Origin of the sequence: Dongia rigui (assembly GCF_034044635.1) — a bacterium.
In the GTDB taxonomy this organism is placed as follows: Bacteria; Pseudomonadota; Alphaproteobacteria; order Dongiales; family Dongiaceae; genus Dongia; species Dongia rigui.
Map to the genome: position 1 here is coordinate 241505 of NZ_JAXCLX010000004.1, position 12178 is coordinate 253682.

General features: G+C 61.7%; 15 protein-coding genes. 1 reads left to right on the forward strand and 14 read right to left on the reverse strand.

What is annotated here, in order from left to right; genetic code table 11:
• Positions 1 to 42: 42 nt before the first annotated feature.
• On the reverse strand, positions 43 to 939 hold the full coding sequence (locus tag SMD31_RS19970) for an isopenicillin N synthase family dioxygenase (protein WP_320502698.1): 897 nt from the start codon (positions 937 to 939) through the stop codon (positions 43 to 45).
• Between SMD31_RS19970 and mazG the strand changes: the two genes are divergently transcribed.
• Complete coding sequence (mazG, locus tag SMD31_RS19975) at positions 938 to 1960, forward strand: nucleoside triphosphate pyrophosphohydrolase (protein WP_320502699.1); 1023 nt, start codon at positions 938 to 940, stop codon at positions 1958 to 1960. The two genes, SMD31_RS19970 and mazG, sit on opposite strands and share 2 nt — an antisense overlap.
• Positions 1961 to 1962: 2 nt before the next feature.
• On the opposite strand, the gene SMD31_RS19980 is transcribed toward mazG, so the two are convergent.
• The 13 genes from SMD31_RS19980 to SMD31_RS20040 form a co-directional block, all read right to left on the reverse strand.
• Entirely contained in the window at positions 1963 to 3687 is a 1725-nt protein-coding gene (locus SMD31_RS19980) for a cache domain-containing sensor histidine kinase (protein ID WP_320502700.1), read from the reverse strand.
• A gap of 78 nt (positions 3688 to 3765) precedes the next feature.
• Complete coding sequence (locus SMD31_RS19985; protein WP_320502701.1) at positions 3766 to 3969, reverse strand: hypothetical protein; 204 nt, start codon at positions 3967 to 3969, stop codon at positions 3766 to 3768.
• A gap of 90 nt (positions 3970 to 4059) precedes the next feature.
• Positions 4060 to 4581 carry a MarR family winged helix-turn-helix transcriptional regulator gene (locus SMD31_RS19990; protein WP_320502702.1) on the reverse strand — a complete coding sequence of 174 codons (522 nt, stop codon included), beginning with the start codon at positions 4579 to 4581 and terminating at the stop codon, positions 4060 to 4062.
• On the reverse strand, positions 4578 to 5507 hold the full coding sequence (locus tag SMD31_RS19995) for an arginase family protein (RefSeq protein ID WP_320502703.1): 930 nt from the start codon (positions 5505 to 5507) through the stop codon (positions 4578 to 4580). Before SMD31_RS19995 ends, SMD31_RS19990 begins: the two co-directional genes overlap by 4 nt.
• A gap of 143 nt (positions 5508 to 5650) precedes the next feature.
• Positions 5651 to 6355, reverse strand: a complete 705-nt coding sequence (locus SMD31_RS20000) for an HAD family hydrolase (RefSeq protein ID WP_320502704.1) — start codon at positions 6353 to 6355, stop codon at positions 5651 to 5653.
• A gap of 25 nt (positions 6356 to 6380) precedes the next feature.
• Entirely contained in the window at positions 6381 to 6854 is a 474-nt protein-coding gene (locus tag SMD31_RS20005) for a heme-degrading domain-containing protein (protein ID WP_320502705.1), read from the reverse strand.
• A gap of 3 nt (positions 6855 to 6857) precedes the next feature.
• A complete protein-coding gene (locus tag SMD31_RS20010) occupies positions 6858 to 7724 on the reverse strand; it encodes an NAD(P)-dependent oxidoreductase (protein ID WP_320502706.1) in 867 nt (288 codons plus the stop codon).
• Positions 7725 to 7762: 38 nt separating this feature from the next.
• Entirely contained in the window at positions 7763 to 8584 is an 822-nt protein-coding gene (locus SMD31_RS20015; RefSeq protein WP_320502707.1) for an inositol monophosphatase family protein, read from the reverse strand.
• The gene (locus SMD31_RS20020) at positions 8581 to 8838 is read right to left on the reverse strand and encodes a hypothetical protein (protein WP_320502708.1); all 258 of its coding nucleotides are present in this window, start codon (positions 8836 to 8838) and stop codon (positions 8581 to 8583) included. The genes SMD31_RS20015 and SMD31_RS20020 overlap by 4 nt, the downstream gene beginning before the upstream one ends.
• Positions 8835 to 10130, reverse strand: a complete 1296-nt coding sequence (gene hflX, locus SMD31_RS20025; protein ID WP_320502882.1) for a GTPase HflX — start codon at positions 10128 to 10130, stop codon at positions 8835 to 8837. Before hflX ends, SMD31_RS20020 begins: the two co-directional genes overlap by 4 nt.
• A gap of 100 nt (positions 10131 to 10230) precedes the next feature.
• A complete protein-coding gene (gene hfq / locus SMD31_RS20030) occupies positions 10231 to 10482 on the reverse strand; it encodes an RNA chaperone Hfq (protein WP_320502709.1) in 252 nt (83 codons plus the stop codon).
• Positions 10483 to 10661: 179 nt separating this feature from the next.
• A complete protein-coding gene (locus SMD31_RS20035; RefSeq protein WP_320502710.1) occupies positions 10662 to 11312 on the reverse strand; it encodes an HAD family hydrolase in 651 nt (216 codons plus the stop codon).
• The gene (locus tag SMD31_RS20040) at positions 11309 to 12172 is read right to left on the reverse strand and encodes a D-amino-acid transaminase (protein WP_320502711.1); all 864 of its coding nucleotides are present in this window, start codon (positions 12170 to 12172) and stop codon (positions 11309 to 11311) included. Before SMD31_RS20040 ends, SMD31_RS20035 begins: the two co-directional genes overlap by 4 nt.
• Between the last annotated feature and the right edge of the window lie 6 nt (positions 12173 to 12178).

Below are 12178 nucleotides of genomic sequence, written 5' to 3' on the forward strand. Positions count from 1 at the left end.
GGGGGATGGCCCCGCGGTATTGCCTGACGACGTCTTCGGGTGTCAGGTACGCTGCCTGAGGTGATCAAGTCCTTCGAACTCAACGAACTTCATCATCGCGTCCCAGACGAGGTCGCCATAGAGGAAGGGGTCGAATTCGCCCTCCAGCTGATTGATCGGCGCAATGAGCGCATCGACCGCGGGCTCGAAGAAAAAGGCGATTGAGTGGCGCGCGCGCCCTTCTCCGCTGCCGGCGCCGATCACGCGGTGCTTGGTCGCCTTGATGCGGCCACCGGTCCAGCGTTCCAAAAGTTTGCCGAAATTGACAACCAGGCTGTCCGGCCGCGGCGGCACGTCATGCCAGGCACCGTCACGTCCCAATGCCTGCAGGCCGGAAACACCGTGCTGGCGCAGCAGGGTGATGAAACCTGAATCGACGTGGGGCGCCGCCACCAGATCAACCGCGCGACCCTGATGCGTCGTCCAGATTTTGTCGGCTTCGACGCCGATGAAGGAATGCGCCGGCCGGACCGGGTAGTGCAGCAGCCGCAGCGTCGAGATGCCCTGGTCGAAGGCTGGTGTGAAGGTCTCCTCAGGCAGCCCAAGGGCACGCGCGATGCTGCGCAGCAAATTGAGCCCCAGCACCTCCATCGCCCTGTAATAGCAGGCCATATCTGCCTGCCATCCCGGCAGGATTGCTTCGGGCGGCAGCGGCGTTGCCTCGGTCAGCGGATCGCCATGGCGCACACGGGTCGCGCCATGGGCGATGTCTGGACCGCTGTCGAGGCCCTCTTTGTAGGTCGGGCGGCCATCTTGCAGCGGAAACCAGCCGCGATAGACATTGCTGTTGCCCGGCGCGAATTTCTGGCGCCACAGGCGGTGCGTCACCTCGGGCGGGAGGTCGAAGAGGCGCAGCAGTCGTTCGACCGGCACCGGCGGCGGCAGGTGATCGAGGATCATGAAGCCGCTGTCTGTCGCCGCGGCGAGAATGGCGGCATCGGCCCTATCGCGGGAAATGCCGGCGGGCTGGAAAAGTGGTCCTGCGTCGATGACTGGAATCATGAAATGCGAGGCTAAGGTATTAGCCAAACGTCACAAGTGCCAATTGTCGATTGGCCCATCCAATTTGGCTATAGTGCCGATACCAAACGTCATTTCCGGATTGTGCCACATGTCTGCTGCTGCTGAACTCGACCGATTGCTGGCCATCATGGCGCGGCTGCGCGACCCGCAATCCGGCTGCCCTTGGGACCTGGAACAGAGCTTTCGTAGCATCGTCCCGCATACGCTTGAGGAGGCTTACGAGGTCGCCGAGGCGATTGAGACGGACGACATGCCGGCGCTGGTCGGCGAGTTGGGCGATCTGATGTTCCAGGTGGTGTTCTATGCGCAGATGGCGTCCGAAGCCGGCGATTTCACGATGTCGGACGTTATTGAATCTATTAATAACAAGATGATAGAGCGTCATCCTCATGTATTTTCCAGCGCCGAGATAAATACCGCCGCGGCCCAAACCATCGCCTGGGAAACGCACAAGGCCGCCGAGCGGGCGAAGCTTGCCGCGGCGTCCGGGCGCGAGCCGTCAGCGCTGGACGGCGTCATTGCCGCCCTTCCCGCCCTCGCCCGTGCCGAAAAACTGCAGAAGCGCGCCGCCCGCGTCGGCTTTGACTGGCGCAATGCCGCCGAGGTCATCGAGAAGGTCGAGGAAGAGATTGCGGAGATCCGCGCCGAACTGACGGATGCCCCCGACCAAGGGGCGATCGAGGAGGAAGTTGGCGACTTGCTTTTTGCCGTTACCAATCTCGCCCGCCACCTGAAGGTGGAGCCCGAAGGTGCGCTGCGACGCGCCAACGCGAAATTCGAACGCCGCTTCCGCCGGGTCGAGGCCATCCTCAAGAACGCGGGCACGGAAGCCGCACGTGCCGGGCTCGAACGCATGGAAGAAGCCTGGACCCAAGTGAAGTCGGAGGAGCGGGCGTAAGCCTAGGCGATCACCGGCACAACGAATATCGCGCTGGTGCCCTCCCCGAAACGGCTTTCCAGCCAGACCTTTCCACCATAGGCCTCGATGATGCGGCGGGTGTTGACGAGGCCGAGGCCGACGCCGCCATATTGGCGGCTCAGGCTCTTCTCGATTTGCGAAAACGGCTTGAAGAGCTCTCCCATGTCTTCCGGCTTGATGCCGGCGCCGTGATCGCGGACGGTCACCCGCACTGAGCTGGCTTCGACCGCCGCATTGACGGTGATCTCGCCGCCAGGCGTGGAGAACTTGATCGCATTGCCGAGCAGATTGAGCAGCACTTGCCGCAGATGCAGTCCCTCCATGCGGACAAGCGGCAGGCCGGCTGGCAGATCTTGGATGATCCTCAGCTGCCGCGCGTCGCACTGACCAGCGAGCAGCCGAATGCATGTCCCCACTTCTTCCCCCAGATCCGTGGCAACGTCGGCCAATGCAAGGGTCCCGGATTCGAGCTTCGCCGTTTCCAGAATCTGGCTGATGATCCCCAGCAACTGCCGGCCGGCATCGCCGATATCCTTGGCGTATTCGCGATAGTTCGGTGAGCCCAACGGACCAAACAGCTGCCGTGTCAGAATGTCTGAAAATCCGATGATCGCGTTGAGAGGCGTGCGCAATTCATGGCTCATATTGGCGAGGAAATGAGCCTTGGAGTCATTGGCCACCTCGGCTTTGGCCAAGGCGGCTGCAAGCATCGCGGCCCTATCGGCGCGCCGCTTCATTTGAAGGATCAGCGCAAAGCCGAGGGGGGCGATGACGATCGTGGCGAGGATAGCCAGAATCGCCGGGACCGTTGATTCCGAGCGCTTGACCTCCGCCAGATCGCTGGTCTTGATCCCGGCAAAGACGATGATGGGGTCGGAGTCAATTCTGGAGAATGTCACCTGGAGCATGCCGTCGCCATCGAGGGAAGGCAGCAAGTCCTCGGCACGCGCCGGCATGGCGCCACGCGCCAATACATCGGTGAATCCTTTGATGACATTTCCTTTTAACGCTTCGTTGGGTGGCCAGACGAACAGCAATCTTCCGTCGTCGCGGACAATTCCAATCGTGGCGGGCGCGACGTCGGTCAGTTGCCCCATGACGTTGCTGAAATCGTCTTCCTCGATGGTTGTCGCAATGACGCGGATGCCCATGTTGTTGGGGTGGGCCCGCATCGATATCGGCAGGATCTTCTTGTCACTGATACGGCTGCGAATGGGGGCGCCGACATAGAACGACCCGGGAGAGCTTCGCAGCGGCACGCTCACGTAATCCCGGTCGCCGACATAGGTATCGGTGTTAAGGGCCGGCCGAGGTTCGCGCCAGACACCGTTCCCGGCAGCATTGATCAAGGCGACCGGCATCGACAGCCCGCCCGACGATCCTTCAACCTCGCGCAGCTGGTGGCGCAGATGTTCGAAGCGACTGAACTGCGCGCCTGCGGGTTGATCCACCAACCATTGGTTGGCCGTCCGCAGAAGAGACTTGGCATCTCCATACACGTGCGATGTGTGGGCGCGCATGGCATTGATGGCGTGACTGAGTTCCAGCCGGGCCTCGTCATTCACCGATTGACGCATGTCGAACACAAAAGCGATCAGCGTTGCCCAGATCACCAGCAGCACAGCCGCGGTGAACAGAAGCGCTGGAATAGCCGATGTTAGTAACCCGCTCTTGGCGGCGGGGGAATTATCTGGCGACCCGTCCAAAATGCAAACCACTCCACCTTGCGGCGGGTACGCATACCCGCCCACGCGATGAAGAGAAGCTATCCCGGCCGGGGTTAATCAGCACTTACTGCGATGGAGGCCGAAAAATCCCGGCAGGCGGGGCTTGTAGCTGCGGATCTCCGTGACGGCGCGGCGGATGCTTGTGATAATTGTCTCATGCGATGACTCTGTACCTACAGATTCATCGGCGGTGCTGGAACGATGCAGCAGTAGATCGGCAATGAACGCCTCAAGGGCTGCGGCGAAGGCAAGATATCCCATGGCAGATTCTCCTCTGCGCTAGACGATTGAAGGAATGCGGTCTTTTGGGGGCGGGTGGCTTGGCTAAACTTGCCCTCGCCCGATCATTTTTTAAGCGGCACGACTGCAGTTTGGCGCCAGCGGGCAGCGATCCTGTGGGCAGGCATTGTCGTCGCACAGACGACAGGCGGTATCGGATGCCACTTCATCGGTCACCATGCTCTGCAGCATCTTCTCGATCAGATGTTCAAGGCTGCGGCGCTCGTCGTCCGTCAGGGCATCGAGCGGCGCCCGCAATACCTTTTCGCGACCAAGCAGCATGGCGCGGACCATGCGCTGGCCTTCAGCCGTCAGGCCTAGCGGCCGGGCGCGGCGGTCAATGCCGGTCTGGCGCTCGACCCGCCCCTCTTCCACCAGGCGGTTGATCATGCGTACCGCGCCTGGCTGGGACAGGCGAACGATCTTCGCCAGGCGGTCGACGGTGATGCCTGGGTTCTGTTCGATAACGATGAGGGCCGCGCAATCGCTGTCGCAGATATCGGTGAGGCCACCAAGCTCATCCGTCATTGCGTCGCTCAACATCAAGGACAGGGCGCCCAGCAAATTGGCAGTGCGGGTGTCTGGCTTATTCATGATGCGTGATCCTCCAGGGGTTTGGTCTCAAGCGCTTGGATGACCAGTTCAGCAAGTCTTTTGCCGTCGCGCAGACCCTCATCCTTTTCCGGATTGTAGCAGGCAAGCGAGATCCCGAGGAGCTGAGGCGATCTTGCCAAGCCTTTGACAAGAGATGCGAAGGCTTCCCAACTGAGACCGCCCGGCATGAGGTAATCTGTGGCTGGGAATGCCGCCTGGTCGACGATATCGACATCTATCGCCAGCCAGAACGGGCGCGCGGCCTCTTCAAACCCATTGGCGACCGCGTGTGCGACGCTTGACGGTCCTTCCGCCGCAATATCCAGATTGGTCCAGAGGGGGATTGCGGGGGTGAAGTCCTCTGGCAGCAAAGAGCCCCGGCTGGCAGCGTCCTCTACGTCGCGTGGGCCCAGCAGGGCGATGTCCTCGGGGCGCAGACTGGCGCCGCCGGCAGCATCGATCCAGGACTGGTCGCCACGGCCGAGCATGGCGGCAAGCGGCATGTCCGCCGCCTCGCCCGTTGGCGAGGTGACGCCGTCATAGAGATCTAAATGACCATCGAGATAGGCGATCCCGACCCGGCCCATCACGTCGCGCGCGCCGGCGACTGCACCGACGACTTGCGTGCAGCACCCGCCCAGAAGAACGGGGCGATGCCCTTCCTGCAGGCAGTGCGCGATCTCACGCCGCAGAAGCTCGGTCGTGCGAATGACATCGGCCCCGCCGATGATGCCGGTCTTGGGATCGCGCACGCGGTCGCGAATACGGATATCGAGATCGCCCCTATCAGCGACCGTCACACGCGCCCAATTGCCGTTCGCACGCAAGCTGGCCGGGCTGAGTTCCGTGCCACCGGCGCCGCCGATGGAATCGATCGGCGCGCCGATCAGGACGAAAGGAGCCTTGGAAAGGTGTGCGCTCAACATGGGATATCCCATCTGCTGCATTGGCTTCAGCAGTTATATGCATGACGCATGCATTAGTCAAGCGAGAATGAGGACTAGATTTAGATTCAAACATATTATCGTAATACAATGACTTATTATAACAACTTAATTCATTAGATGAATTATTGTGCAATTTCCATGAGCAACGCATCGAGCTGGCTGAGGTCTTTCAGCTCGCGGAATCGCGGCGAGGATAACGGTGCCTCGACATGCTCCAAGGCCCAGGTCAGGGCATGCGGAATGAAGACGCCCCAGCTGCCGGCGGCAATCGCCGGAACAATATCGGACTTCAAGGAATTGCCGATCATCATTGCGCGCTCTGCCCCGTCACCGTGGCGGTGAAAGATGTGTGTGTAAGTCGCGGCGGATTTCTCCGAGACGATCTCGACCGCCGTGAAGAAATCGCCGAGGCCGGATTGAGCCAGCTTTCGCTCCTGGTCGAAAAGATCGCCTTTGGTGATAAGAACCAGCCGATAGTCGCCAGAAAGTCGCTCGAGCGTATCGCGGACATGTGGCAGCGTCTCGACCGGATGCGTGAGCATGTCGCGGCCGGCTGAGAGAATCTCGGCGATCGCCGTGGTGGGCACTTTGCCGCCGGTCAGGGTCAGCGCAGTCTCGATCATGGAGAGTGTGAAGCCCTTGATGCCGTAGCCATAGAATTGCAGGTTGCGGCGCTCGACCTCCAGCAAATGCCCGCTGATGGTTTCCGGCGCCGCATGATCGGCCAGCAAGGCAGCAAAGCGTTGCTCCGTCAGCCGGAAGAATTGCTCGTTCTGCCACAGGGTATCGTCGGCATCGAAGCCGATGGTGGTGAGGTTGCGGCCCATGCCCGTCGCCCTGCCCCGCCCGGGCTTATGCCAGGAACTTGGTCAGTGCCGCGACGACCAGCGCATGGTCGTCGGCCTGCGGCAGGCCGGAAATCGCCACCGTTCCGACATGGCCGGTGCCGGCGATGATGATCGGGAAGCAACCACCCTGAGGCGCATAGCGCAGGGGATCGAGATGATAGCGCTCGGTAAAGACAACGCCCTTGGCGGCAGAGGACCGGCCCATGTAGTAGGACGAATGGCCGAAGCGCATGACCGTCGCCACCTTGCGCTTCACCCATTCGTCGTTATCGGCCGAGGAGCCGGGCATAGCGACGTGGAAGAGCTGCTGTCCAGAACGGGTGATGTCGATGACCACGGGCAAGGATTTCTCGCGCGCCATCTCCACCAGCAGCAGCCCCAAGGCGATCGCCGTGTCGTTGTCGAACTGCTTGAAGACCAGGCGCTTTTCCTGGTCGAGCAGTTCGGCAAGGAATTCCGGGCTGGTGTCCTGTTCCATACCTTAAGGCTCGGTCAAGGGCTGCATCAGGGACGACGTGTCCCAGCGGCCGCCGCCGCGCTTCTGCACGCGGGCGTAAAACTGATCGACCAGGGCCGTAACTGGGAGTTGGGCCCCGTTCCGCTTCGCCTCGGCCAGGCAGATACCGAGATCCTTGCGCATCCAATCGACGGCGAAGCCGAAGTCGAACTTGCCTTCCAGCATGGTGCGGCCGCGATTTTCCATCTGCCAGGATTGCGCGGCACCTTTCGAGATGACGTCGAGCAGCTTGTTGCCGTCCAGGCCAGCCTTCTGGGCAAAATGCATGCCTTCGGCCAGCGCCTGGACAAGGCCGGCGATGCAGATCTGGTTGACCATCTTGGCGAGCTGGCCGGCGCCAGCCGGTCCCATCAGTTCGCAGGCGCGGGCGTATGAGTCGATCACGGGACGCGCGCGGTCAAAATCCTTCTGCACCCCGCCCACCATCACCGTGAGCTTGCCGTTCTCGGCGCCTGCCTGACCGCCGGAGACCGGGGCATCTAGGAAGCCAAGGCCAGCCTTGATTGCTGCGGCGTCAATCTCGCGCGCGACCTCGGCCGAGGCGGTGGTGTGGTCGACAAACAGCGCGCCCTGGCTCATGCCGGCAAAGGCGCCGTCATCGCCATAGACCACCGAGCGTAAATCGTCGTCATTGCCGACGCAGGCAAAGACGATTTCAGCGCCCTTTGCTGCCTGACCCGGCGTCGGCGCCGAGGCACCGCCATGGATCTCGACCCACTTGGCAGCCTTGGCGCCGGAGCGATTATAGACGGTGACCTCGTGGCCGTTGCGCTTCAGGTGGCCGGCCATCGGAAAACCCATGACGCCGAGGCCGAGGAAGGTGACTTTCATTGGTCGCTTTTCCTTTGGACGATCACATTGCAGCCGGATCAGCCTTCGCCGAACAGCGTCTCGTGCACATTGCGCCAGGTGGCATGGCTGGTGGCGGAGAGGATGCCCGCTGCCGAAAGAGCGTGGCTCGGGCGATAGGTCTCGTCGCCCCTGATGTAGGCGATATGGCCGCCCAGTTCGCGGATGATCATGGCACCCGGCGCGTGATCCCAGGGCATGATGCCGCTGAAGAAAGTAAAGTCGATCTCACCCTTGGCCATGCGCACATAGTCGATGCCGGCGGCCCGCGCGCTCTTGAGCTGGCTCAAGCGGTCGCGACGCTTATCGACTTGCTCGGCGATACCGGGCGCACCGCGCTTGCCATAGGCCAGCACCCCCTTGGGTGCCGAAGTTGGCACGAAGGGCGGGGCTTTGCGGCCGTCGATGGTGACGCCGGCACCCTGCTCCGCCACAACCATTTCGCCCGTTACCGGCCGATAGATCCAGCTCGCCAGGATATCGTCTGCTTGAACGAGGGCGAGCATGGAGACGAAGCCTTCATCCCCACCAGCAAAATTGCCAGTCCCATCAATCGGGTCCACCAGCCAGACGGGTGCCTGGCCGGCGAGCGCATCCATGACCGCCGGGTTCTTGGCGGTCGCTTCCTCGCCCACCACCACGGAACCGGGCAACAAGTCAAGGAGGCGCGGTGTCAGCGCAAGCTCGGCCGATTCATCGGCGATGGTGACGAAATCGCCCGGCGATTTCTGGCGCGTGTCGCCTTCCTGCAGATTGCGGAAGCGTGGCAGAATCTCGATTGCCGCCACCTCGCGAACGAGGTCGGCAACCTTCGCAAGATCGATGCGGGCGCCGGTACTCACTTGCGACCCTCGATCCATTCGCGCATATCGTTCTCGCTGTGGAGATAGTCGGGCCCGGATTTCACATCCAGCGAGGCCGTCAGGCGCAGCAAATGCCACATCTCCGGGTCGACCGCTTCGGGGTCCTCGCTCTCGATATTTTCCTGCACCTCGGCAGCCCATTCGGCTGCAGCCAACCGGCTGCTGGTACCGTCGAGCACAGCTTCCAACACGTTGACGACTTCCTGGCGCGTCGGAACCGGAATAGCACTCATCGACGCTCTCCTTCGTTCACTTTGCTGGCGCCATATTGGCGCTCGAAACGCTGAATATCCTCTGGCGCCAGGCGCACGGTAATTTCGGTGTTCTCATCGGTGTCGGTACGGTCAAGGACCTCGCCATGGGCATAAAGCCAGGCCATTGCCGCACCGTCTTCGTGGCGCAATTGGTAGCCGACTGTCTGGCGCTGCGCCGAGAGGCGCGCATCGACTGCCGCCAGCAAAGCCGCGATGCCGTCACCGGTGATCGCCGAGATCGGCCGCAGCTTGGGATCGCGCTCCGCCTGAGCCAGCAGCGCGTCGCGCCGGACGTCATCAAGGAGATCGGTCTTGTTCAACACCTCGAACATCGCGTCGGTGATTTCGTGGCCGAGCCCGAGGCCGGCCAGCACCGCTTCTACATCGGCCTTCTGGCCGTCGCTTTCTGGATGGGCCACATCACGCACATGGAGGATTACATCCGCTTCAAGCACTTCTTCGAGTGTTGCACGGAAGGCTGCCACCAGTTCGGTCGGCAGATCGGAGATGAAGCCCACCGTGTCGGAGAGAATGATCTCCCGCCCTGAGGGCAAATGAACACGCCGCATGGTTGGGTCGAGCGTCGCAAACAGCAGGTCGGCTGCCATGACCGAGGCCTTGGTCAGGCGATTGAAGAGCGTCGATTTGCCGGCGTTGGTATAGCCGACCAGGGCAACCACCGGATAAGGCACGCGCTTGCGCGCCTGACGATGGAGCGCACGGGTGCGCTTCACATCCTCGAGGTCCTTCTTGATGCGCACGATGCGTTCATCGATCAGGCGGCGATCCATTTCGATCTGGCTCTCGCCGGGGCCGCCGATGAAGCCGAAGCCACCGCGCTGCCGCTCCAAATGGGTCCAGGACCGGACCAGGCGCGATCGCTGGTAGGACAGAGCCGCCAGTTCGACCTGCATCTGCCCTTCCCGGGTACGGGCGCGCTCACCGAAGATTTCCAGGATGAGGCCGGTACGATCGATGACCTTGGCCTTCCACTCGGTCTCGAGATTGCGCTGCTGCACGGGGGTCAACGCGGCATCGAAGATGACAACTTCGATTTCTTCGGCCTGGATCAGCGCCGCGATGCGCTCGACATTGCCCAGCCCAAGCAGCGTACCGGGTTTGGGGTCGTTGACGCGCACGACCTCCCCCGCCACGACATTGAGGTCGATGGCGCGGGCGAGCCCGCAGGCTTCTTCGAGGCGCGTTTCTGGCGAGCGGCCGCCGCTATATTGCGCGCGGGGGCCGGTCTTGAACGCCGGATGGATGACCAGGGCGCGATCGCCACGGCGGATGCCGTCGACGTCCGTATGAGCGCCGCCGGTCTGATCAATTGTTGCAGTCAAATTTCAACTTTCGTGGCTTGCGCCCCGATCAAGCCTCGTCGCCCTCTTTCTGAGGTTCGAAGAGCTGGATGGGGGTACCCGGCATGATGGTCGAGATCGCGTGCTTGTAGACCAGCTGGACATGAGAGTCGCGGCGCAGCAGCACGGAGAAATTATCGAACCATGTGACGATGCCTTGCAGCTTCACGCCGTTGACCAAGAAGATCGTGACCGGGATCTTGTTTTTGCGGATATTGTTGAGGAAGACGTCCTGGACGCTTTGCGATTTTTCGTTTGCCATCGTCCTATCCTTTTCTCATTGGGCCCGTTTTGAGCCGTTTCGTTATTTTGCGCCTGCTCATAGCCAGCCCTTCCCGGCCGGTCCATGACCCAGGATTTCCCCTGTGGCTCGATAGAGTGGTTAACACAGAACTTGACAGAATGAAACTTCTGTCCCGCGGGAATCGGCGCGGGGAGCGCCTAAAGGGCCGCCAGTGCTGCCTGAAGTCCTGAAAGAGCAGGAAAATAGTGCTGCGGTGGCGCTTCCCCAAACTCCCCGGCATGAGGTGGTTGTGGTCGCACCAGGACCGGCACGCATCCGTTGTTGTGCCCACAAACGAGGTCGATATCGGTATCACCGATGAACCACACATGGCCGCCGGGCTTGAGCTTGCCGGGGTCGAGCGCTTTCTGGACATGGGCACGCGCCGGCTTGTCCTGGTCGGCATCGCCGGCCCCTGCCAGCGCCGCGAAGTACTTGTCCCACCCGAGATGGGCAGCTTCCTTGCGCAAATAAGACCCGCGCTTGTTGCTGACGACCCCCATATAGAAACCGGCGCCGGATGCCCAGACAAGCAAGTCTTCGGCCCCGGGCAGCGGCTGCAATTCGAGCAAGTGGAGGCGTTCGAAGGCGTCGTAGAATATCTTTTCAGCCTCCTTCCACCGCTCTCCGAACAGGCCCGGAAAGCTGTCCCGCAGCGAGGTCCGAATGCGGTTCTCGGCATCCGAGCGTGACCACCGGGGATGCCCCATGGCCTCAAGCGTCGTGTTCATGGCGGCGTGGATGACGCCCCAGGAATCGACCAGGGTGTTATCCCAATCGAACAGCAGAACGGTCGGGCGCTGTTTCATGATGCGGCCTGCACCTGGCGGGCGACATTGTCGAGATAGATTTGGCGCAGTTGCTGTGTCACCGGACCCGGCTTGCCGCTGCCGATTTGCTGCCCGTCGATGCTGGTGACCGGCAGGATGAACGCCGAGGAGGATGTGAGAAAAGCCTCATCGGCGCTGATCGCTTCCTTGAGCGTGAAGCTGCGCTCGACGAGCTTGGTGCCGGTCTTGTCGGCCAGTTCCAGCAGTGACAGGCGCGTGATGCCGCCCAGGATGTCATGGCCCTTGGGATAAGTGATGACGGTACCGTCCTTGACGATCCAGGCATTGGTCGAGGAGCCTTCGGTGACAACACCGTCCCCGTCCACCAGCCAGGCTTCGAAGGCCTTGGCCTCGGTCGCCGCCTGCTTGGCAAGAATGTTTGGCAGCAAGGACAGCGATTTGATGTCGCGGCGCGTCCAGCGGATATCCGGCTGGCTCGACACGGCGACACCATGGCGCAACACCGCTTCACTCGGCGGGTTCATGCGCTTGGTGGTGATGACAAGCGCACTCTTGATGCCGGCGGGGAATTTATGATCACGGGGGGCGACACCCCGGCTGACCTGGAAGTAGACAAGGCCGCGCTTGAGGCCGTTACTTGTCATCAATTCGCGGAGGATCAGCTTCAACACCGGCCGCGTCACCGGCCAGGCGATGCGCAATTCCTGCAGCGAATAGCCGAGACGGTCGAGATGCGGTTCCTCGTCGACCAGAACACCGTCAATCACCGGCACCACTTCATAGACGCCATCGGCGAATTGGTAGCCGCGATCCTCGACATGGACCATGGCTTGGGCATGCGGCACATAGCGGCCGTTGACATAGGCAAGACGGCCCATTTTTCA